We start from the raw sequence: 23,526 nt of genomic DNA, 5'->3' as shown, positions 1-23,526 counted from the left end.
ATCTGTACGCGTGCCCGGCATGACTTGGTTTGCGGCGCGGCCGCATTGCGTCCACCACGATACGTTATCCAACGCAAACATGCCTTGGCATCCGCACGTTTTAGGCGTTTTCGTGGTCATTTTCACCACACATTCACCATTAGTAACACGCTCACCATTGCGGCACACTGGATTGATGACCTCATCCGGCCCCCCGGTGCCCCCGTGGGCACACACCCCGCTCGGCGCACAAGGCGTCCCGCCGACCGCGCTGGCAACGAGCGGGCCGCCGCCGGCGGGGGCATCGCGCCTCGCCGCGGAACTCATCGACCAGTGGCTCCTTGACGCCTGGCGCGACGACCCGACCCGCCCGCGCATCTGCATTATCGATGACGATGACGGCGCGCTGGTGGCCCACGCCGTCGCGACGGGCGCGGCCGTCACCACGTGGAACGACTCGCGTTCGGCGCGTGATCGCGTCGCCGCGCAGTGCGCGAGTGCGTATGCCCGCGCTTTCGCCGCTGACGAGGCCGCCCCTGGGGCAGCGACCGCGCGCCCGCTGCCACCGGGCACCGCCCCCGCCCCGCCACCGGGCACCGCCCCCGCCCCGCCACCGGGCGCGCCATTGCCCGTGCCCGATCCCACCGCCTCGCTCGCCGCGGCCATGGCCGGCGCCAACCTCGTGCTCGGCGCAGCCCCCAAGGCGCTGGACCGCCTTTCCTACTTCAGCCGGATCGCTGCCGCCAACGCGGCTCCGGGCGCCCAGGTGGTCTGGGTGCAGCGGGTCAAGCATCTGCACCGCTCGATGAACCAGGTGCTCGAACGCCACCTGGAAGACGTGCACGCAACGCGCGGCGCCCATAAGGCACGTGGTTTGGTGGGACGAGTTCCCCGTCTCCCCACGCCCACGCCCGCATACGATCCCGCCTCGTCCCTTCGAGTTTCGGAGCCAGAGCTCGGCCTCGACCTGGATGTCGTAGCCCTGCCAGGGGTCTTTGCCGGCACCCGCGTGGACATCGGCACGCGCGCATTGCTGGCGGCCCTGCCCGCCGTCTTGGACCAGGGTCCGCCCCCGCGCACGGCGGTGGACCTGGGCTGCGGGACCGGGATCTTGGCCGCGTGGATCGCTTCGCGCTGCCCCGGGGCCACCGTCATTGCTACGGATGACTCCGCGCTGGCGGTCGCCTCCGCCGGGCGCACCGCGCTGGCCGCGGGAATCGCGTGCCGCCCGCACGATGCGCCGAACGCGTCCGGCCAGCAGGCCTGCGCCACCGCCCCCGAACCGGGCATCGCGACTTGGTGGGCGGACGCGGCCGCGGGCATCCGCGCTGCCAGCGTGGACCTCATCGTGTGCAATCCGCCGTTCCACCAGGGTGCGGGCATCGATACCAGCGGCGCTCACGCCATGTTCGCCTCCGCGGGCCGCATACTCGCCCCCGGCGGCCGCCTGGTGGTGGTCGCCAATCGGCACCTGCGGTACGCGTCCGCCCTGCGGGCGCGCGTGGGGCCGACGACCCTGGTGGCCTCGTCCCCTAAATTCGTTGTGACGCTTTCGAGCCGCTCCGCCCGGTAGGCTCGAGTCATGGCTACAACCTCGCCCGCCGTTCGTTTGTTCGCCTCTGATGTCGATGGCACCCTGCTGACCTCTAACCATCGCCTCACCGGCGAGGTGCGCGCTGCCATATCTCGGGCGCGATCCGCTGGCGTCCACGTCGTGCTGGCGTCGGCGCGCAGCGCGCTGGCCCTCGCGCGCATTCAGGCGCAGTTGGACCTGGTGGGCGAACCGGTGGTCGCGTTGCAGGGCGCCTGGGTTGGCACGGTCAGTGCCACGGGTTCGCTGACCGCGTTTGCCCGGCATCCCATCGATTTGTCGGCGGCGCTGGCCGTTTACGAACAGTGCGAACGCATCGGAACGCCCATGAGCTGGTTCACCGAAACCGATTGGTTCTACAGCCGCCCCGCCGCGGTGGTCGACTACGAGGCCCGCGTGACCGGCATCGCGGCCTCCGGCCAGTTTGACGCGGATCTGGCGGTGACTGCTCCGCTGAAGATCATGGTCCCGCCCAACCCGGCGATGCCGGACAGCGGCAGGCAGGTCTTGGAGGCGCTGCCTGCGACCTTGCACGGGCAGTTGACCGGCGAAAACTACCTGGAGATTACGGCCCGTGCGGCCGACAAGTCGCACGGAATCGCACTCGTGGCGGACCAGCTGGGGGTCGGGTCGGAGCAGATCGCTGCGGCGGGCGACGGCCAAAACGATATCGGCATGTTCAGGCTGGCCGCGCGCTCGTTCGCGATGGGCAACGCATCCCCCATCGTGCAGGGCGCTGCGGGCGAGGTCGTGCCCACCAACGAAGATTCGGGCCTGGCGGTCGCTATTGTTCGCGCGCTCGGATAGGGGCGCGGCCGCCCGCACGCCGCATCCGGGCGCCCCGCGGGCTGGAGCTGATCACGCCCGGCGGGGCCCCAATCGCTCCGCGAGCGCGCGCTGCACCCCGCAACCGGAAACCGTCTCGAAGGTGATCGCCGACGACGCGAATGTGATCGAAACCCGGGTAACGTCGTGGTACGTCACGAGCGGGTCCGCGGTCACACCCGTCGCGGCGGGGGCAAATATGAACGTTTCGGCCAGCGAGTAGTCGGCCATCCGCCGTTGCGCTATCCCGCTCGCACGCGAGCGAATGATCACCTGCTCGCCTGATTCCACGACGGCCAGCGCGGTCAGGCGCAGGGGGCGAAGCCAGCTCATGAACTTCGCCCTGGCGCCCGCCTTCACCGAGATGTTGCGGCGAGCCTGCGCGGCAACCACCCGCGCCGCCGGGTCCGCCTGGAGGTCGCGCCTCGTTTGGTTTACCAGTACCAAATCGCTTTCGGCCAGAGGAGCCAGTGCCGCCTCTGTGCGGTCGGGGTCGGCCGCGCGGTCGCAGCCACGACCCGGGCGCTCGCCCCGCCACCCCGGGTCCCCTCCCTGCGCGCACCCCGCCGAGCGCTCGCCCCGCCAGGCGCGGTCGCGGATCTGGTCGACCAGGGCATCGATGCGCTCGCGCGAGGAACTGTTGAAGCGCACAACTACCGGGCCTGCCGACCGGCTGTGGAGATCCAGCCTCCCGGCCAGGAGATTCACGCTCGTTCGCATCGCAACGATGTCACCCAGCGCCAGGGTGACCGCGGTGTACGCCGCTTCGGCGCGGGTGAGGATCGTCAGCTCCTCTGCGGTCAGGATGACGAGGTTGTCGTACAGATCCATGCCGGGATTGGCTTTGCGGCGTTCTATGTCTCGCGGTATTTTCAGGATGGTGCGCGCCGCGGCGAAATCCACCAGGTAGTCCCGGTACAGCCGGGGGATCTGGTCGGCGGTCCGCACCTCGTCGATCCACGGGCCGAACGCGTCGTACTCGTCGCTTCGAGCGGAATGTGGTGGCGGGACGGTCCCGGTCCCGCCACCGGCTTGTGGGGCGTTAGCCACGGTGGCCGCCGACTCGCTCGGCGGCCGCGAAGAGTTCCGCGGCGCGCACGATGCTCGCCTTGAGTTCGTCCACCTCGAACGGCTCACCGAACGCGGTCTGCACCGTGAAGGCCTGGCTCAGGGCGAGGAGCAGGGCCCCCAGCTCGCGCCCGGCGCCCGGGCGTGCAATGCCCTGTTCAGCAAGCCAGTATTCTGCATACTGGTCAAAGGCCTCGCGCAGTTGCGCGACGTGGGTGGTGGCGATGCTGCCGAGTTGTCGCTCAACGACGGCCTGCCCCCACACCTGAATGAGCGCGACCGACCCGCTCGCCCCGGCGAATTTTGGAAGCAGACGCTCAATCACCTCGGCGGGATCGGGAAGCGGCTCGCGCGCAAGCAGTTCGCGCAGGTTCGCGGTGGCGGTCATGAGTGACAGCTCGACGACGGCTCCCAGAATCTCGTCCTTGCTGGCAAAATGACTGTAGATGGACCCCGCCGACAGCCCCGATTCGTGAATGATGTCCGCCATCGAAAGCCGGTGGACTCCCTGATCGACGATGAGCCGCAGCGTCGCCTCGATGACGTGATCGCGGCGTTCGACTCGATGCTCCTCGGAAACCTTCGGCATGCGTCCGACTATACAGAACGAACGTTCGTTTTTATAGGACCAATTTCCGACGAGGCCACCCAAACTCCTTGACCAACGCGCTTTCTTGCAGGGCCCACATCGCCGCATGCGGCGCATAGGCGTCCCAGTCGCTGCGCCCCTCGAGTCTGGCCATGCGCACCTTCGTCGGTGCCGCGATCCACACCGCCAGGTCCGTCAGTCCCCGCACCGCGGCCGCGGCGCCGCATCCCTCGATGATCAACCCCGCAGCGGCATCAATCCGCACAAACGGTCCGGCCCCCCCGGCGTTCCAGTCCCACGACTCGCATCCCGCGCGTTGCCCGCGCGCCGCGGGCAACGCGATTCCGTGGCGGACCGCCTCCACCCCCTGCCGCAAACCGTCCCACCCGGGGACAAAGTCGTCCAGGTGCACCACCGGTAGCCGCAGCGCGGCGCCCAGGTGCGCCGCGGCCACCGTCTTGCCCGCCCCCGAGCGCCCGTCGATCGCGACCAGCGGGTGCGGTTCGCGCGAGGCCAGCTCGGCCAATTGTGTCATCGTGATGGTATGTGGGGCGCGCACCGAGCCAGTATCTCCCATGGATCGAGCCAGCGGGCGCACCGAGCTACGCGACGACGCTCGCAAGACGTTCCAGTGCCGAAAGGAGGATGGCGGGACTCGTCGCAAAATTTAGTCGCACGTGGTTAGCCGACCCGAAGGCCGTGCCGGAGGTCAGGGCCAGACCCGCCCGCTCGCGCAGGACGGTCGCCGATATTCGCTCTCCCCGCGCGCCGCTGGCGGCCGCAAGATCAAGCCAGGCCAGGTACGTCGCTTGCGGTGGCGCGAATCCGATAATCGGCGCTTCGCGGCGAATGAAATCGGTCAGCAGGCGGCGGCGATTCGTGAGGGCCGACAGCGCCTGGTCCAGCCACGGCCCGCATTCGCGAAGGGCGGCGGTGTGCGCGATGGCGCTGATCTGATCGCCGTGCGCTATCGCGGGCGAAATGGGCACCGGATCGGCGGACCAGAGCAGTGCTATGTTCATCCCGACCAGGTTGAAGGCCTTGGACGCGGAATGCAGCGCGTACGCCTCGCGGATCGCACTGAGCGCGGGGGTGAAGGGTTCGTAGGAAACCAGCGCGTGAATCTCGTCCGCGATCACGACCACCGCGCATTCCCGCGCGATGCGGCCCAGCTCCTCCAATTCCGCGCGCGTGTGGACGACGCCGGTGGGGTTGTGCGGGTTGCAAAGCAAGAAGGCGCCCCGCGGCGCCGCGCCCCGGGAGGGCAGGTGCCCGAATGCTTCTGCGAGCGCCGCCAGGTCCAGCCGCCCGGCCGCCGTGAGCGCGACGCGATGCACCGGGTACCCGGCCTGACGCGGGTACTGCGCCAGCGGCGGATAGACGGGGCTTGCCACGAGCACGGGGGTGCCCGGTTCCACCACCGCATCGAGGCACGCCACGACCCCGGACATGACGTTCGGGACGGCCACGCTGCTCAGCGCGCCGACGTCCCAACCCCACCGGGCCGCCGCCACCTCGCCGAACGCGTCGCGCAGGTGCTTACCCGCCCAGTAGCCGGTGTCCCCGCGCTGCACGGCCCGCGTGACGGCGCCGACAATCGGCTCGGCCAGGTCGCAATCCATCTCCGCGACCCACAGCGGCAGAACGTCGGGCCCGTATGTCGACCATTTGACGCTGGTGCGCTGCCGCAGCAGTCGCAGGGGCACATCGAGCGGGTCCACGCATCACCCCGTGTTTTGCAGGCCAGCCGCAACGCCGTTGACGGTGAGCAGCAACAGGTGTTGTAGTTCTTCCTTGCTGGACTGGTGGTCGCCGGTGCGCAGCGCCCGCAGGGCGCGGACCTGAATGAGCGAGAGCGCACCCACGTAGGGGCTGCGCAGCTGCACCGCGCGGCCCAGCACACGGCGATTCGCGAGCGGCCACGGAGCGTCAATCACCTTCAGTACCCACTCAACCGTGCGCCGGTACTCCGCCAGCACCCGCTCCGCCAGATCATCGCGATCACCCAGCGCCAGGTACTGCTGCGCAATGCGGTCGTCCGACTTCGCCAACGACATGTCCACGTTGTCGATCATCGTCGCGAATACGGGCCACTCCCGGTAGGCCGCGCGCAACTCGTCCACGTCCCCCACGGCCTCCAACGCGCTGCCTAGCCCGTACCATCCGGCCAGGTTCAGCCGTGCCTGCGACCACGAGAACACCCACGGGATCGCCCGCAGGTCGTCCAGGGACGATACTGACAGGCCGCGCCGGGCGGGGCGCGATCCGATCGGCAGCAGCCCGACCTCTTCAAGCGGGGTGACCTCGGCAAACCACTGCGGGAACCCGTCGGCCTTCACCAGTTCGTGGAAGGCCAGGCGGGACGCCTCGTCCAGCCGCGCGCCCAGTTCCTTGAAGCGCTGCACGCCCGCTTCGTTGCGTTCCTCAACCGAGGGCGCCGACGCGAGCAGGGTCGCCGCCGCGACGTGCTCGATGTGCTGCACGGCGATCGTCGGATCGCCGTACCGCGCCAAAATGACCTCGCCCTGCTCGGTGAGCTTGAACCGACCATCGACCGAATGCGGCGGCTGCGCGAGCACCGCGCGGTTGGCGGGGCCGCCGCCGCGGCCCAACGCCCCGCCGCGCCCGTGGAACAGCGTGAGCGTGATGTTGTGCCGCTGCGCCCACTGCGCGATTCGTTCCTGCGCGGAGTGCAGGGCCAAGGTGGCCGATACGGGACCGACGTCCTTGGACGAATCGGAGTATCCGAGCATGACCTCGACGCGCCGACCGTTTGCTTCAAGGCGCCGCTGAACGGGCTCCAACAGCAACATGGCTTCGAGGATGTCCACGCTGTGCTCTAGGTCGGCAAACGTCTCAAACAGCGGGATCGCGTCGATGATCGGGGCGTCATCCGATCCTTCGAAAGCAAGATTCGCGAGCTGATAGACGGCCGCCAGGTGCTCCGGCTTCTGCGTGAACGACACGATGTACCGGCGCACGGCCCGCACGCCGTATCGCTTCTGTATGGCGCCGATCGCCCGGTAGGTGTCCAGCACCTCTACCGTGCGCTCCTTCAGATCGCCGTCCAGGCCGTTCTCAGCGATATCCGCCAGCGCCTCCTCGTGCACCTGCGAATGCTGGCGCACCTCCAGCTCCACCAGGTGGAACCCGAACGTCTGCACCTGCCAGATCAGGTTCTGCAACCCGCCGTAGGCCGCGCGCGGCGCCCCCGCCGCGATCAGGGAGTCCTGCACGACGCGCAGGTCGGCCTCGAGTTGCTCCGCGGACGCGTAGGCCAGGTCCGCATCCCGGCGCCTGGTGGCGGCTATCCTCTCCGAAATGACCAGCAGAACGGCTCGGTGGCGCTCGTTCGCGGACTTTGCGTCCGCAAGTTCGGTGAGGCGGCGCGATAGTTGGCGCTGCCGGGTCCACAGTCCGTTGAGTGCCGCGGACGGCTTGGTGGTGTCGTCATCGACGGTGAGCCGACGCGCAATGTCGTGGGTCGAACGCTCCAGGGCGGTCAGGATTTTCTCGGAGGCGATCTGCGTGGCCTCGCGGGTGATTTCCGCGGTCACGTTCGGGTTGCCGTCCCGGTCCCCGCCGATCCAGGACCCGAGCGACACGAACGGGGTGACGATCGGTTCGATCCGTCCCGCGCGCTCCCCGAGTAGCCAATCGTCGAAGCGGCGGTAGACCGCCGGGATCACGTTGAACAGCGTCGATTCGAACACCGCCATGATCTGGCGCACCTCGTCCAACACGGTTGGCTTCGACGTGCGAATCAGGGCCGTGCGCCACAGCCCGTCGATTTCGGCGAGCATGGAACGCTCGTTTTCCGCCAGGGACGTGCCGCCCAACCGCAGCGAATCCCGCTCCGCCAACAGTTCGGAAATACGGCGAATCGCCCCGGTAACCGCGCGCCTGCGCGCCTCGGTCGGGTGCGCGGTCAGGACCGGCCGGAATTCGAGTTCGGTGAGCCTGCGCACCGCTTCCTCGTGCCCGACCTCGGCGGAAAGCTGCGCAAACGCATCGGGCAGCGTGTCATCCTGCGTAATCGCATGCGCGTCCACGTTGGCCTCGCGCTGGCGCAGCACCCGCACGCGGTGGTATTCCTCGGCCAGATTGGCCAGGTGAAAATAGCACGTGAACGCCCGCGCCACCTGCTCAGCCTGCTGCATCGAGTAGGTCTCGACCAGCTCCCTGGCCTGCGCCAGCGCGTCGGACTCCGGGTCATCGTAGGCGAGGATGCTCAGCTCGCGCAGGTGCTCAACCGATTCGAGCAGCTCCTTGCCGCCCGATTCTTCGAGCACCGTGCCCAGCAGCCTTCCGAGCATCCGAACGTCTTCACGCAGCGGTTCGGGGACCTCGTGGCGGGCGAACGAACGGCGCACATTTGATGCGGCCGGGGTGCCCGCGGCATCCGCGGATTCAGAAACAGTCACCCCACTAGGGTAAAGGGAAATTGTTTCACGCGTAATGCGCTTTCGCGATGGGCCTAAGTCCCCACCCGCCTCGCGCCGCCGCGTATCCGCCACACCGCAGCGCATAAAGGGGTCCTGACCTGCGGGTTGGCGCGGCTCGGGGCATGGGGCGCACCCGGCCGCGATGATTTTTGGGACGAGGCCCCCTACAACCAGTCCCGGTGCTTGAATTGCAGGTAGAGCGCAACGGACGACGCAACGATCAGCGCGACCGCGATCCAGAATCCGCCGGAGGTGCCGAAACTCGGGTAGTTCACGTTCATGCCGTAGGCGCCGGTAATCATGGTCGGCACTGCGATGATGGCCGCCCAACTCGTGACTTTCTTCATGACGAGGTTGAGGCGGTTCCCCTGGGCGGTCATATTGGTGTCGATGATGGTGGAAACCATGTCCCGCAGGGAGTCGGCCCAGTCAGCCACGCGCAGCGTGTGGTCGTAGACGTCCTGGAAGTAGGGCGCCAATGGTTCCGCCTCGCTCGCGGGCAGCGCCCCGCCGTGTTGCCGCACGCCCAGCAGCCGCCGAAACGCCGCGCGCGGGCTCGCCATTTCCGCACCGCCGAGCCCCTTGTGCGCACTGGGGGCCGCGGGGGGTTGCCGGTCGGCTGCGCCACCGACAAACTCGCTGCGGCGCAGCAGCTCGCCCACGACCTCGCGCATCGGCAGCGCCAACCTGCGCAGGGTGACGATCTGCTTGTGCGCGCGGTAGGCGGCGCGCTGGACCTGCTGGGTGTTGACGTCCTCCTTGAAGACCGATTCCTCCAGGTCGTCGACGGATTCGTCCATGGCCTGCACCGTATCGAAGTGGGAATCGACAACCGCGTCCAGCAGGCCCCACACCATCCCGCCAACACCGTGCCGGATGAGCCCGGGATGCGCATCCCAGGCGCGCATAACGCCCGCGATGTCGAACCGGCCCCCGGGGCGCACCGTGACCAGGCTCTGCGCGGTCACGAACGCGTCTATCTCCTTGCGCACCAGCTCATTGGACCCGGCCGGGGCGGGGCCCAACTCGTAGGCGGTCAGGAATAGCTGATCGTCGTATCGGTCCAGCTTGGGACGCTGATGCTGTTCCAAGACGTCCTCAACGGCAAGCGGGTGCAAGTTGAATAGTTCTTGCAGGTGAGCCAGCGTCGGCCGGTCGGGATCCACCAGGTCAATCCACACGATCACTTCGGGGTCCGCCAAGAGCGCGGGGACTTCCGTCAGGGGGAAGTCCGCCCTATCTCGCGCGCCCGCCCGGTATGACAGTGTCCGCATCCGCGGCGGCGCATCCGCGGGCGGTTTTGCGGTCCCCGGCGTGCCGGTCATCGCACCGGCGGGCGTTCCCCGGAACCGCGCTTGCGCAACGCGGTCGGCAACACGGTCTCCTCACACGACTGCGCGCGTACACCCGACCGCGCCAGCACTCGCTTGGCCGCCAATCTCCCCATCTCGGTGGGGTCGTGGCTGATCGTCGTCACCCCAAGCAGGTCCGAGAGCGCAAAGTCGTCGAAGCCGACCAGCGCAGTTTCCGGAGCGAACTGCGTGATCGCCTGCAACGCCCCGATCGTGATCTGGTTGTTCCCGGCGAAGACCGCGGTGGGCGGCTCGGGCAGCGTCAGCAGCGCCTTGGTGGCCGCGAACGCGGAATCGACGTCGTGCGCGCTGTTGCTCGCCCAACGCAGGGGGTCGGGTATTCCCGCCTCAACCATAGCCGCCTGGTACCCCTCGAACCGCAGCTGCCGCGTGCGCAGACGCGGATAGTCGCCGAGGTAGCCGATTTTTGTGTGCCCGTGTGATATCAGATGCGCCGTTCCCTCGTACGCGCCGGCGTAGTTGTCCAACACAAACGAGTCCGCGGCCAGGCCGACGGCCGGCCTGTCGAGAAAGACCAGCGGAACGCCGCGGTTCTGGTAGGCCTCGTACTCCCCGTGACTGTCCAGCGTCGATACAACCAATAAACCATAGACGCGTTGGTCGATAAAATCGCGGACGAGTTCCCTCTCTGCCTCCGGTTCCTCATCCGAACTGGCGATGGTCAGCCGGATGCCGTGGCTGCGAATCTCGTGTTCGACGCCCTTGGCCACCATTGAGTAGAACGGGTTGGAAAGGTCGCCGGTAATGAGGCTCACCACAGGTGTCGTGACGCCTCGTTTGAGCAGACTCGCCATTGCGTTGATGCGGAATCCGACGTTCTCCGCGACGCTGAGGACCCGTTCGCGGGTCTCCTTCGCGACGTGCTTTTCGCCGTTGATGGCGCGCGACGCGGTCTTCAGGCTGACCCCGGCCAATTGCGCCACCATCGCCAACGTCGGAGCGGTCTGTTCGATGTCGTAGGTTCCGCTTTCGCTGCCGGAAGGTAGGACCTTGCTTTCAACCATTAATGTCTATCCTTCCGTGGTGTTCGAAAAGATTCTACTGTACCTGTGGTCCCAGGTCCCGCCGCGACAGCGATGAGATGCGGGAGGGGCCGGTGGGTTGTGCGCCGCGCCCGCAAGCAACCAACACACAAAACCACACCGGCCCCACACCCACACCCGCGCCTAGCGCATGCGCATCTTCTTCGAAGACTTACCCTTCACAACCGACTTCGCCTTCGCCTTCGGCACGAACTTCACCCGCACCTTCACACCCTTCGACACGGCCTTCTTCAACCGCACCGTCACCTTCCCCTTCGCCGAAACCTTCACCTTCTTCTTCGCCAACACGCGCTTACCAACAACAACACGCACCGAACCAGAAGGCCACACGCCCGACGACAACTTGCCCAACTTCACGCGCACCTTCACACGCGAACCAGCAACCTGCTTCACCTTCACCTTCTTCAAGCTAGCCTTGACCACCCGCACGACCTGACCAGACACCGGCGAACTCACAACACGCCCACCAACAACCACCGACGCCGTCACCCGACCATACGAACCAACCCGCAACTTCGCCGGCAAAACAGCCGAAGCAACATAAACACTCCCCTGCCGACGAATCTTCGCTGTAGCCAAAACCTTCGCCCCGGACTTGAACGTCACCGTCCCCTGGGTCGCGTTCGTCACAACGACCGCGACGGTGGCCCGGCGCTTGGCAATCGCACCGTAGGACTGCTTCAGCTTGCTGAACCGCGGCGCGGACAGGCTAGCCGCCTTACCGGAGTCGGTGCCGCCGGTGTTCCCACCATCGCCACCACCGGTGTTCCCACCGTCGTCCTTGGTCTTGACGGTCACTGTGACTGTTTGCGATGCGGCCGCGTTGTACTTGGCATCACCGGCGAATTCCGCTGCGAACGTGTAGACCCCCGCCTCGACGGAAGACACGGTGTAGCTGGCCTTGCCATCGGCAATCGCTGCGGTCCCGATGACCTCGCCCGACGACTTGAAGCTCACCGTGCCCGTGGCATCGCTGGGCACGGTGGCCGTCAGAGCGATGCTGTCGCCCGCCACGGGCGCGGCAGGCAACGCCGTCAGGGTCACGGCGGCGTCCGTCTTCTCGCTGTCGGTCACCGTGATGGTCGTGCTGGTCTGCGCAGACGTCACAGAGTCATCCGCGACGATGCTGACCCGGTAGATCCCGGCCTTGGCGTAGGTGTGCTGACCCGTGACCGCACCGGATTCGGCCAGCGAAACCTCTACGGCCTCGCTGCCGTCGCCCCAGTTGACGACCGCCGTGCGCTCACCGCTTTGGTCACCTGCGGAGACCGTGGCCAGATCGAACGTGGTTGCAGCACCCGATTTTGCGCTAGCGGCCTGTCCGGCCGCGATCGAAACCGGCTCGGTAAGCGTCCCGCTGCCGTCGCTCGCGATAGCAAACACGTGCTGCCGCGCCTTCGTTGAACTATCAACGGCCGGCATCTCGAGCCAGAAGCCGCCACCGTGACCCTGCTCCAGCGTCACCGAAGCAGTTGCCCATAGCTTGAATGCGTTATTTGGTGCGTCGACCGTCGTCGACGTTCCCTTCCAACGGCCCATGCTGGCGCCGACCACGACGTTGCCCGCGCCAATACCGTCTGCACCGGTCGCCGAGTCCCAGTTATTGAACTCCAGGTTGAAGGGCTTGGTCGTCCCGTCATCGAAGATGAGCTTCGCCGCTTTGGAAAGGCTCGTCTCCGTTGCCATACCGATGAACGACACCTTGGTGGCGTCAGCTGGCACATAGACCCGCACTTTGCGCGTGGTTTCGCCGGTCAGGTTGTCCTTTTCGCCAGATGCGATCTGCGGGAGAGTGAATTTCAGGGACGAGTCCCCCGGCACCGAATACTGCGTACCCTGCACCACTGCTGGAACGCTGACGCTTCGCGATCCATCCGTGATGGACTTTGCCTCAGCCAGCGACTCCTTGCGGTAGCCGTTGGCGTTCGAGGCACCATCGCAGGCGACCGCGGTACCCGCATTTGTCAGGCACGCGTTGTCGAAGTTCGATTCGAACCTGGCGTCACGCGTAACCGTTATGACACCCGTCGACACCGTGGTGACCCCGTCGTATGTGACCTTAACGGTCACCGGGTACTCACCGGCCCGGTCGTACGAGTGCGTGGCCTTAACGACGCTGCCGGCGATGCCGCCCGCTGCGACCGTCGCCGCCTGGGCATCGGAGCCATCACCGAAATCGACGGTCGCGCTCGCCGCGCTCACGTCCGCGATCCCTGAGACGGTCGCGATGACGGATGGCGTTTGTTCGCCCGCCGCCACCGAGATGTCACTCGGCACCGCTGCCTCGACCTCGCCGGTAGCACCCGTTGCATCCGGGTCCACCAGAAGCTCGACTTCAGCCAATTCCGACCCGTTACCGAACACGATGCGGTACTGCGAATATGACCCGGGATCTTCAACCTGGAACGGAACAGTCTGCAGCGGGTAATCGAAGAATGATCCGCTGCGCGAGTCAAGGTCCGTCCAGTCCGTGCCGGAGTTGGATCCCTGTAGCTTCCAGGATGTCGGGGCTGCCGCCTTCGTTGCGCTGGTGAGCGTGTAGGTCTTGACCTTGACCGGGCCCTGCGTTGAAACCGCCTTCAACGTCGAGCCGGCGACAGTCATTGCCGACTTCGTGTCGGACGTGTCATCGACAAGCTTCGCGGTGTCGCTGATACCAGTGGCGCTCACCTGGGCGTTGCCAGACTTGGTCAGGTCCTGCAGCGCGGCCGGCGCCGAAACCGCGCGGGTCTGGTCGTTGCCCCAGGTAGAGGGGGTGGACTGCATCGTGAAGTCCAGCGTGCTGGCGGCACGCAGATCCGACACGCTCAGGCTCGGGGTCGACAGCGCCTTGTCGCCAACCTTCACGCCCGAAACGTAGACGTTGTCGTACGAGTTGTTCTGCGCCGTGATCGTCAGCTTTCCGCCCTGCGATGCGGACCTGTTGATGATCATCTTGTCGAAGGCGGGCGACCCCACGGTGTACTCGCCGGATGCGAGCGACAGCGGGTAGAAGCCCATCGCCGAGAACAGGTACCAGGCGCTCATTTCGCCGTTGTCCTCATCGCCGGGGTAGCCCTGCCCGATGTCGGATCCGACGAAGAGGCGCTGGAGCGATTCGCGCACAACCTCTTGCGTGCGGGTCGCATCGCCGGTTGCGGCGGAGATGTACGGAATGTGGTGCGATACCTGGTTGCTCATGCCGAGTTGCCCGATGCGCACCGCGGAGGCTTCCAGTTCCTCGTGGATCGTCCCGGTCGTCTTTTCGGGCGTTGCGTAGAACTGGTCCAGCTTCGCCTTGATGCCCGCCGTTGTCGAACCGTACAGGCCCGCCAGGCCGTCGGTGTCGAAAGGCGCGTGGAAGGCGAAGTTCCACCCGTTGGTCTCCGTGTAGGGACCCCACCACGTCTTCGGGTTGTAGTTCGACGAATTCGAACTGAACGTTCCATCGGCATTGCGGGTGGTAAAGAAGCCGCCTGCCTCGGTGTTGAACATGTTGACGTAGTTCTTGGCGCGGTCACGGTAGTAGGTTGCCTGCTCGGCGTACCGGGCTCGCTTCGCTGCGGACAGGGAGGTATCCGCCGCTAGCTTCTCGGCCATGGCCGCGATGCCGGCATCGTTGATGTTGCCCTCCAGACCCCAGGACACGGACTCGTGCAGGTTCGAATCCGAATACCCGAGGAAGGTCGACGTCTGCAACCCCTTGCGGCCGACGCGTGCTTCATCGCGGTTGTTGTTGTTCCAGTATTCGCTTGGCGCGGAGACTGTCGCGTTCTTGACCGCGGCCGCAAAGGCGTGTTCCGCCTGCGCCGTCGACATCGAGTTCGTCGAAATGTAAACGTCAGCGAAGGCGACGTCGGAACTCGTCCCTGTCATGATGTTCGAATATCCCGGCGAGCTCCACCGCGAAACCCAGCCGCCGTCGTCGTACTGGTCCAAGAACCCGTCGACCAATTCGGTTGCGAATTCCGGGTATAGCAACGAGTACAGGGGCCACGCCGTGCGGTAGGTGTCCCAGAACCCGTTGTTGACGTAGTTCTTGCCGGTCATGACCGGCACGTTCTGATCGGTCTTGTCAGCCGAGGTCCCGCCAACCGCCGACGCGTACTTGTACTCGGTTCCGACTTTCTCCCAGCGAGCGTTCGGGTACATGTTGAGGCGGTACAGGCTCGAGTAGACCTTGACCTTGTCGGCGTCGGTTGCGGTGGTGGACTGGCTCATGTCGATGACGCTGAGCCTTTCCTGCCAGGTGAGCGCCGCCGCCGTTTGAATGTCGCTGAACGACTTGTTCGCAACCTCTTGCGCGAAGTTGGACTGCGCTTGGTCGTCGCCGATGAACGACGTCGCGATGCGCAGGGTGACCGTCTTGTTGGCCGCCGTGTCAAAGCGGGCGTAGTAGCCGCTGCGACCACCGTTCGCGCTGCCCTGGGCGGTGGCGGCGGAATCGAATTCGCCGTAGATGTACATGCGGGTCGAACCTGATCCAGAACCGCCCTTGGCGTTGCCGGAGACCCAACCCGTGAGCTTGTTGCCGGAAACCTGGAAGCTGGAATCCTGCGAAAGTGCGCCGTCGATCAGCAGAGTGCCCGTGTTCTGCCCGGCCGGGAACGTGAACTTCATGATGCCCGCGTGCATTGTCGGAGCCACCTCGACCTGCAGGCCATTGGTCGTCTTGACGCTGTAGTAATCGGGGCGAGCAATTTCATCATCGTGGCTGAACGCGGCCGCGCGCGCGCTGCGATCGGCGTTGGTGGTGGTCGCGCTCGTCGACGGCATGATCGACATTGAGTCGGAGTCACCCATCCACGGGCTGGTTTCGTGCGAAATCCCGACGCCCTGCAGTGTCGTGAGGTTATCGGAGTTGTTCTGCCGCGCGTACTGGTAGAGCTTGTTGTCGTCCGTGTTGGTGAACGGGGTCCAGAAGTTGAAGCCGTTCGGGACGGCCGTTGCGGGGATGTTCGACCCGCGCGAGAACTTGTCGTTCGCGTTCGTTCCGCGGCGCGTATCCACGTAGTTCACAAGCTGGCTGGCATCGATGGGCGCCACGGTCTTGATCGCAATGTCATCGACGTAGCCGACAATCGATGTGCCGCTTGCCGCGGTGTCGTTGTCGTAGGTGATCGCAATGTTCTTGATCGTCCTACCCTTGTAGGCACTCAGGTCCACCGCCACCGAGTTCCATTGGTTTGCGTACAGGGCCTTTTCCGAACCCTGCTTGCGGGCCTGAACGTGGAATCCGTTGGTGTCGCGTTGGTCGGCGTTCGCCGACAGCCACGTCCCGTCATCGAACTGCACGTCAAGCGCAACGTAGGTGGCCGAATACTCCCAGTCCGAGTTCAGCACCGGGTAGATCTTGTAGCTGAACTGGGTGTTTGTGGCTACCGACGCGTTAACGTTGGAGCGAATCTCGACCTTCGAGGTGACCGCGCCCGCGCCGATATGCTTGCCCGCATACATCAGGGAAGCCTTGCCGGTGAATCCGGCGCCCTCCTTCTGGGTCCATCCGCCGGTCGGGCCGGTGGCCTGCGCCACGGCCAACGAACCCGCCTGCACGGTGCCGAGCTTGAGCGTCCAATCGGCAAGCTGGAAGTCGTTGGCCCCGTTGTTTTCCGTGATGGCCAGCTTGTAGTACGAGTACTCGGGGCTCCCCGAGGTGGCGTAGTTGTTAACCGACTTGCTGCCCGCGAAGCTCTGGCCGCTTTGGTTGTCGAGCGGCGTCCATGCACTGCCATCATTCGATCCGTACACGGCCCACGACTTCGGGTTACGACCCGACCAGTCGGCCGCATCTGCGCCTGAGGTAAGCGAGTATCCACTTATGGGCGTCTTGACCCCCATCGCGTAGACGACCTCAAACGGGGTGGAGCCGCTCGGCTTATTTCCGGTGTACCACTTGGTGTCGCCGGACCCGTCGGACAGGTTGCCCACGCTCTCGCTGGACCCGCTATTTGCCACGTTCGAGGGCGTCACCGACACGGTGAGCGGCCTTCCCGTGATCCCCGTGAAAGTGGTGGGAACGGCACCCAAGGCGGTTCCCACCACCTGCGAATCGCCGGATTCGAACGATGTGGACCACGACGCCACTGCGAGCGCGGCTGGCGCCTGCGCCAGCGCGCCGGTCGCGGCCATAGCGGCTGCGGCGGCAAATACGACTACTGATCGGCGCCTTGCGCGGGGCGCTTGATCAAAAACCTTCACGGGGACTCCTGAAATCGGGCGGGTTGCTCAATGTGACTCCGCAGTAACGGCCCGACCTAGGCATGCGCCGTGACAACGTTGTCAACCAACCTTCATAGTACGCCCCCGCCTGCGGCACCGCAACGCCCCGCTGGGCAACTGCTCAGATGCGGGAGGGGCCGGTGGGTTGTGCGCCGCGCCCGCAAGCAACCAACACACAAAACCACACCGGCCCCACACCCACACCCGCGCCTAGCGCATGCGCATCTTCTTCGAAGACTTACCCTTCACAACCGACTTCGCCTTCACCTTCGGCACGAACTTCACCCGCACCTTCACACCCTTCGACACGGCCTTCTTCAACCGCACCGTCACCTTCCCCTTCGCCGAAACCTTCACCTTCTTCTTCGCCAACACGCGCTTACCAACAACAACACGCACCGAACCAGAAGGCCACACGCCCGACGACAACTTGCCCAACTTCACGCGCACCTTCACACGCGAACCAGCAACCTGCTTCACCTTCACCTTCTTCAAGCTAGCCTTGACCACCCGCACGACCTGACCAGACACCGGCGAACTCACAACACGCCCACCAACAACCACCGACGCCGTCACCCGACCATACGAACCAACCCGCAACTTCGCCGGCAAAACAGCCGAAGCAACATAAACACTCCCCTGCCGACGAATCTTCGCTGTAGCCAAAACCTTCGCCCCGGACTTGAACGTCACCGTCCCCTGGGTCATTCCTGCGACCACGGCCGAAACTGTGACGCGGCGCTTGGCAATCGCACCGTAAGGCTGCGAGGCCTTCGAGGCGGTCGGCGCCCACACGCGAACGGTTGTCGGGTCTGTCCCCGTCCCATCACTACCGCCGGTGTTCCCACCATCGCCACCACCGGTGTTCCCACCGCCAGTGTTACCACCGTCACCACCGCCGGTGTTCCCACCGCCAGTGTTACCGCCATCACCACCACCGGTGTTCCCACCGCCAGTGTTACCGCCATCACCACCACCGGTGTTACCACCATCGCCACCGCCGGTGTTACCACCATCACCACCACCGGATGGCTCGGTCGCGGTCACGCCTACCGCCCCGGAAACCGACTGCTGCCCGTCGTCGAGGGTCACCACCACGTTATAGGTGCCGGCCTTCGCGTAGGTGTGCTTCCCCACAATCTTGCCGTCGCGGACGGTGGCAAGGGTAACGGGACCGCCATCGCCCCACGCAATCGACGCCGAATACTGCCCCGCGCCGGCGCCTCCGGCGGCGGTTCCCAGCACGTACTCCGTCTCCGTCCCGGCGACGCCGGAAACGCTCGATCCGGCGGTGAAAATGAGCGCCGGAACGGAACTGGTCGTGCCGTCGCTTGCAATGCCGAAAACGTGAATCTGGCCCTTCGAAATGCCCGTCGCGATCGCGGGAAGGGTGATCGAGATCGGCGTGGTCCCCGATTTCAGCGAAATCACCTGCGAGGCGAAGATACCGACCTTCAGATCGTCGCCGGTGCCGGCGTTCAGCAGCCGCCGATTCGAGGAACCGACTACGGTGCCGGAACTCACGCCGCCGACCCAGTCGCCGAAGCTCAGGTCGAATTCGGTCGACTCGCCGTTGGCGTAGTGAATCCGCGCCTTGCCGCTGTGCGCCCCCTCGTTGGCCGTACCGTACACCGCGAGCTTCGTGGCCCCCGAACCGAGGTTGAGCGCAATGGTCTGCCCGAGCGCCACGACGTTATCTGGCTCACCCGCTGACGTGCTGGGCACGACTAACTTTACCGACGAGTCGCTGGGGTGCTTCACCGTCGCCCCGCTAGTCCAGCCACTGGCAGCCAACTGGGTGCGATCAAATGCATACCCGTTGCCGTCGCAGTCGGCGGCCGTTCCGAGCGTCGTCGTGCACGCGCTGTTGAAGTAGGCCGTGAGCGCGGCGTCGCGCACCACCGTCACCGTCGCCGTGTCCGTCACCGTCGACCCACCCTTGGTGACCTTGACGGTCATCGTGTAGGTGCCCGGCAGCGAGTAGGTGTGGTTTGCTCGCATCCGGACTCCGGTAAGACCATCGCTTTCCAGGCCGAGGGTTCGTTGCGCGGTTCCGTCCCCGTAGTCGACGCTCGCGGTCAGCCCGGCGGTCGAGGTGACACCGCTCACGGCTCCCACGGTTGCGCTCAGCGGTTGCCCCGCGCGCACGCCGCTTTGATCCGTGGCGCTCACGCCGAGCGTATCCCCGACCGGCACGCCGGAGACCAAGAACTCGACTTCGGCCATCGAAACGTTACCGCTATTCGTGCCGGTGATGAGCAAGCGGTAGGCGGAGTAATCCCCGGGGTCCGAAATTGCAAATGGGCGGGTCTGCCGGTTCCAATCGAAGCTCTCGTTCTGGTGGGAATCGAGCGTCTTCCAGCCGGTATCGGCATCGAATCCCTGGAACTGCCACGACTTTGGCGAACCGTTGTTCTTGTCGGTTCCGCTAGTAATGGTGTACGAGTCCACCGTCACGGTACCGCTGTTCGCCGTCCAGGTGATGTTTCCGGTCGCGGAGCCGAAGGACCCGTCCGAGAGCGATGAGTTGTCGTACAGCGATCCGGTGTTGGTTCCGCTCGTCACCGACGTCGTGCCCGTTGACCCGCCGAGAACGTCTCGATGCACCTGCGGCGAGTCGGCGTCCAGGTCCTGCGAACCCCACGAAGACGCCGTCTCAGAAACGGTGAAGTTCAACGCGGAGGCGGCGCGCAGGTCGCTTTGCGACAGGCTCGTCGTGGTCAGTTGCTTGGTGGATCCGCCCGTGGTGAGCGAGACCCCGGACACGTACTTTTTGGCCCAGGTCTTGCCCGGCGCGGTGATCGTAAGATCGCCACCGCGCGCTGGGGTGCGCTTGATGACCATCTTGTCGAGTAGCGGCGTGCCGATCGTGTAGTTACCGGAACCCAGCGCCAAGGGGTAGAACCCCATCGCGGAGAAGATGTACCAGGAACTCATCTCCCCGTTGTCCTCGTCGCCGGGGTACCCCTGGCCGATTTCCGATCCGACGAACAGTCGCTGCATGACCTCGGAAACTACCTCTTGGGTCGTTGTCGGGTCACCCGCCGCCGCCGAGATGTACGGGATGTGGTGCGAAACCTGGTTGCTCATCCCGAACTGGCCCATGCGGACGTCCCGGGCCTCGAATGTCTCGTGAATGCTGCGGCTCCAGGCCCGCTCCGGGGTCGAATAGAAGGTCTTGAGCTTGTTGACCAGCCCCTGCTTGCCGCCGTACAGGGCCGCCAAGCCATCCACATCGAAGGGCGCGTGGAAGGCGAAGTTCCAGCCGTCGGTTTCGGTGTAGAGGTGGTTGCCGTTGTAGTTGTAATCCTTGCCCAGATCCCAATCCTCGGGGTTGTAGATGCCCTCGCTGCGCGCGGTTGAGTCCGAATACTGGCCGGCCTTGTATACCCATGAACCATCGACGTACTTCCCCTGGAAGAATCCCTTCGAGTTGCCCCCGATGGACGAGTCGAAGATGTTGGAGTAGTCCTCGGAACGGGTCAGGAAGTACTGCGCCTCGCCTGTGTAACGCTTCCGCTTGGCTGCACTAAGGCTGGTGTCCTGCGACAGCTTCTGGGCCATCTTGCCCAGCGCGTAGTCGTTGATGTAGCCCTCCAGGCCCCACGATACCGACTCGGGTTGCAGGACCGGGGTGTACCCCAGGAACTGAGAATTATCGATTGACTTGCGCCCGACCTGGTTCGATCCGGTGCCTGCTGGCGTGTTGCCCGACGGCACCACCGTGGCATTCTTGACGCCCGCCGTGTAGGCCTCCTCCGCGAGTTTCGTGCTGATGGCCCCCGATGTGTAGGCCTCCGCGAAGGCGGCGTCGGAACTCGTCCCTGTCATAAGATCCGCGTATCCGGGTGAACTCCACCGCGATATCCAGCCGGAATCCCGGTATTGCTGGACAAATCCGTCGACCAGTTCCTCCGACAGATCCGGGTACAGGAAGGCGTAGAGCGGCCACGCGGTCCGATACGTGTCCCAGAACCCGTTGTTGACGTACATTTTCCCGCTCTTGACCTGCGCATTGGTCGACGTGGCCGTCGCGTTGCCGCTCTTTTGCGCCAGCGGGCTCGCGTACTTCCATTCGGGCGTGGCAGATCCCAGCGCCGAGACGTCCTCGTGCAGGATGTTCGGGTAGATGTTGAGGCGGTATAGATCCGAATAGATGTTGACCTTTTCGACGTCCGTGGCGTTGGAGCCGGTGAGATCGATGACGCCCAGGCGCTCGTTCCACGCCGCCTTCGCCAGGTTGCGGATCTGGTCGAAGGACTTTCCGGTCACCTCCCGCGCCAGGTTCTTCGCGGCCTGGTCCTGGGAAATGAAGGATGTCGCCCACCGCAGTTCGACGGTGCGGTCGCTACCGGAGATCGCGAATCGGCCGTAGGCGCTGCCGGCGCGGTCCGACGCGGAGTCACGCGCGGTGGGGTTCTTCGAGAACTTCCCGGAGATGAACATGCGCGAGTTGCCCGTCGAAAGCCCCGAACCGCCCTCGACCCACCCGGTCACGTTGCCGGAGGCGTCGATGTTGAGCTGACCCTGTTCGCCGCTGAACGTGCGGTCGAGCACGACGCGTATCCCCGACTCGTCGTTGTCGTTCGTGAATCGGTAGATCCCGCCGTGGTTGGTCATCGTGACCTCGGTGGTGATCTTCGAGTCGAACGCGACTTTGTAATAATCCGGTTGGGCAACCTCATTGTCGCGGCTGAACGACATGGAGCGGGCGTTCAGATCGCCCGACGGCCTGCCGCCGTCCTTGTCCGGCATGACGGCGATCTGCGCGCGGTCGCCCATCCACGGGCTGGTTTCGTGGGAAATCATGATGGCCTGCAGGCGACTCTTGTTGTCGTCATCGTTGTTGCCCTGCCAATTGTGGATCCACGAATCCTGATCCGCCCGGGTCACGGGGGTGACGAAGTTGAAACCGTTGGGCATGGCCGTCGCGGGGATGTTGTTCCCGCGCGAGAACGACCCGGAGGAATTCGATCCGCGGCGCGTGTCAACGTAGTTCGTCAGCGATGAGCTGTTGATGGGCTGGGCCTGCCGCACCTTGATGTCGTCGACATAGCCGCTGAACGACGTGGCCCTGACCCCGACCGGGTTCTCGTACGTCATCAAGATCTTCTTGACCGTCTTGCCTGCGGCACCCGCCCCCAGGCTCACGCGTACGCTGTTCCATTGGTTCCCGTACAGGACCTTCCCTACGCCCTGCCCACGGGCGGTGAACCCGTATCCGTATTGGTCGGTGAGGTTGAGGGACGAGGCCCGCGTCCCGTCGGTGAACTCGACGTCGAGGGCGGCGTAGGTCGCGGGGTACTTTTTGCTCGAGTCGTCCGACGCCGAATACCTGCTGTCGTTGCTGTTCATCTGGGGCAGGATCATGTACGCGAGTTCGGTGTCGGAGCCAACGGCGATGTTCAGGTTGTCGAACAACACCGAAGCCGCATTCGCCGATCCGCTCGCGGAGATTGTGCCGGCGTATTTCAGCGCCTTCATCCCGGTCCAGCCCGCGCCGGACTTGATGTTCGAGCCGCTGGTCGGGCCGCCGCCCGCCGTGATCGTCATTCCGCCGCCAACCTGGGTCGAGGATCCATCCGACAGGTCGAGGTCGGCCAGCTGCGTGATGGTGCCCCCCGCATTTTCGCGGATCACGAGCTTGTACTGGTCGTACGCGGTCGTGTTCGTTACGTCGTACACCTTGGCGGCTCCGCGCGATTCAAAAGTCTGGCCGGACTTGTCACTTAGTTCCTGCCAACTACCGCTGCCGGCGCGGGCCATGAGCTTCCACGCCTTCGGGTCGCGTTCGGCGGCGTCGCCCCCCGAAATCAGTTGGTACTTCTTCACCACTTTTGCCGAACTCAGCGTGACCGTTATTTCCAACGGACTTGACGTGCTTGGTTGCGCAAAGGCCAACCACTTCGTCGCAGCGTCGCCGTCCACGAGTTTGGCGGCCGTCTCGCTTGGCGAGTTTTCTGACGTCGCCGCGATGCCCGAAACCGATTGCGCCAGCGAGCCCGCCAAATAGGTCGACCCCACGTTGGCGGACCCAGCGTTGTTCGAAGCAACGGGCTGCGGGTCCCCGGACTCGAACGAGGTGGACCAGGTGGCCGCGGCCAACGCCGCGGGCGCACTGACCAACGGCGCCAGAACGAGCGCACCGGCGCAGGTCAGGGCGGCAGCGGCGATTCGGTGCGGCCGGCGCGCAAACTTGCGGGGTTGGTTCGGTGTGTGCAGCATGGCGGCTACCCTTCGTCACTCACGATTGTTGTTCGAGCCGGGCAACGATGCGCCGCGCGCAAGATTGGGCAAGCGCAACGAAATGTGGCGACAACGTTGTCAGCACTTGGACGTTATCCGACTTTAGGTCTCACGTCAACCGCTGCGCGGGGCGGCGATAGCTGTCGGAAGCGAACCGGAAATGTTTGAC

General features: G+C 65.3%; 11 protein-coding genes. 2 read left to right on the top strand and 9 right to left on the bottom strand.

Going from position 1 to position 23,526, the window contains the following annotated elements; all coding sequences use genetic code 11:
* The first annotated feature begins 175 nt into the window (after positions 1 to 175).
* Together FB389_RS06925 and FB389_RS06920 are read left to right on the top strand one after the other, a co-directional pair.
* Positions 176 to 1,552: a class I SAM-dependent methyltransferase gene (locus tag FB389_RS06925; RefSeq protein WP_170207913.1), complete on the top strand. Its 1,377-nt coding sequence runs from the start codon at positions 176 to 178 to the stop codon at positions 1,550 to 1,552.
* Between the two features lie 9 nt (positions 1,553 to 1,561).
* A complete protein-coding gene (locus tag FB389_RS06920) occupies positions 1,562 to 2,377 on the top strand; it encodes an HAD-IIB family hydrolase (RefSeq protein ID WP_142112220.1) in 816 nt (271 codons plus the stop codon).
* A 51-nt stretch (positions 2,378 to 2,428) separates the two neighbouring features.
* Here the strand turns inward: FB389_RS06920 and FB389_RS06915 are convergent, their stop codons facing one another.
* The 9 genes from FB389_RS06915 to FB389_RS06875 all read right to left on the bottom strand — a co-directional run bounded on the left by FB389_RS06915 (position 2,429) and on the right by FB389_RS06875 (position 23,336).
* A complete protein-coding gene (locus FB389_RS06915; protein ID WP_142112218.1) occupies positions 2,429 to 3,445 on the bottom strand; it encodes a hypothetical protein in 1,017 nt (338 codons plus the stop codon).
* Complete coding sequence (locus tag FB389_RS06910) at positions 3,438 to 4,052, bottom strand: TetR/AcrR family transcriptional regulator (RefSeq protein WP_170207912.1); 615 nt, start codon at positions 4,050 to 4,052, stop codon at positions 3,438 to 3,440. Before FB389_RS06910 ends, FB389_RS06915 begins: the two co-directional genes overlap by 8 nt.
* 31 nt (positions 4,053 to 4,083) lie before the next feature.
* A complete protein-coding gene (locus tag FB389_RS06905; protein ID WP_142112214.1) occupies positions 4,084 to 4,587 on the bottom strand; it encodes a nucleoside/nucleotide kinase family protein in 504 nt (167 codons plus the stop codon).
* Between the two features lie 67 nt (positions 4,588 to 4,654).
* The gene (locus tag FB389_RS06900) at positions 4,655 to 5,773 is read right to left on the bottom strand and encodes a MalY/PatB family protein (RefSeq protein ID WP_142112212.1); all 1,119 of its coding nucleotides are present in this window, start codon (positions 5,771 to 5,773) and stop codon (positions 4,655 to 4,657) included.
* Between the two features lie 3 nt (positions 5,774 to 5,776).
* Complete coding sequence (locus FB389_RS06895; protein ID WP_425467248.1) at positions 5,777 to 8,476, bottom strand: phosphoenolpyruvate carboxylase; 2,700 nt, start codon at positions 8,474 to 8,476, stop codon at positions 5,777 to 5,779.
* 185 nt (positions 8,477 to 8,661) lie between these two features.
* Positions 8,662 to 9,771, bottom strand: a complete 1,110-nt coding sequence (locus FB389_RS06890) for a magnesium transporter CorA family protein (protein ID WP_211344972.1) — start codon at positions 9,769 to 9,771, stop codon at positions 8,662 to 8,664.
* A 47-nt stretch (positions 9,772 to 9,818) separates the two neighbouring features.
* Complete coding sequence (locus tag FB389_RS06885) at positions 9,819 to 10,874, bottom strand: LacI family DNA-binding transcriptional regulator (protein ID WP_142112206.1); 1,056 nt, start codon at positions 10,872 to 10,874, stop codon at positions 9,819 to 9,821.
* 162 nt (positions 10,875 to 11,036) lie between these two features.
* Positions 11,037 to 17,090 carry a GH92 family glycosyl hydrolase gene (locus FB389_RS06880; RefSeq protein WP_142112204.1) on the bottom strand — a complete coding sequence of 2,018 codons (6,054 nt, stop codon included), beginning with the start codon at positions 17,088 to 17,090 and terminating at the stop codon, positions 11,037 to 11,039.
* A 231-nt stretch (positions 17,091 to 17,321) separates the two neighbouring features.
* Complete coding sequence (locus tag FB389_RS06875; RefSeq protein ID WP_142112202.1) at positions 17,322 to 23,336, bottom strand: GH92 family glycosyl hydrolase; 6,015 nt, start codon at positions 23,334 to 23,336, stop codon at positions 17,322 to 17,324.
* Positions 23,337 to 23,526 lie beyond the last annotated feature (190 nt).

Origin of the sequence: Rarobacter incanus (assembly GCF_006715765.1) — a bacterium.
GTDB classification, from domain to species: Bacteria; Actinomycetota; Actinomycetes; order Actinomycetales; family Cellulomonadaceae; genus Rarobacter; species Rarobacter incanus.
This window is presented reverse-complemented; position numbering and strand designations above follow the sequence as displayed.

Coding starts and splice junctions, on each gene's coding strand:
- FB389_RS06890 (WP_211344972.1), bottom strand. CDS start 9,771: ATGCGGACACTGTCATACCGGGCGGGCGCGCGAGATAGGGCGGACTTC.
- FB389_RS06920 (WP_142112220.1), top strand. CDS start 1,562: ATGGCTACAACCTCGCCCGCCGTTCGTTTGTTCGCCTCTGATGTCGAT.
- FB389_RS06910 (WP_170207912.1), bottom strand. CDS start 4,052: ATGCCGAAGGTTTCCGAGGAGCATCGAGTCGAACGCCGCGATCACGTC.
- FB389_RS06925 (WP_170207913.1), top strand. CDS start 176: ATGACCTCATCCGGCCCCCCGGTGCCCCCGTGGGCACACACCCCGCTC.
- FB389_RS06885 (WP_142112206.1), bottom strand. CDS start 10,874: ATGGTTGAAAGCAAGGTCCTACCTTCCGGCAGCGAAAGCGGAACCTAC.
- FB389_RS06905 (WP_142112214.1), bottom strand. CDS start 4,587: ATGACACAATTGGCCGAGCTGGCCTCGCGCGAACCGCACCCGCTGGTC.
- FB389_RS06875 (WP_142112202.1), bottom strand. CDS start 23,336: ATGCTGCACACACCGAACCAACCCCGCAAGTTTGCGCGCCGGCCGCAC.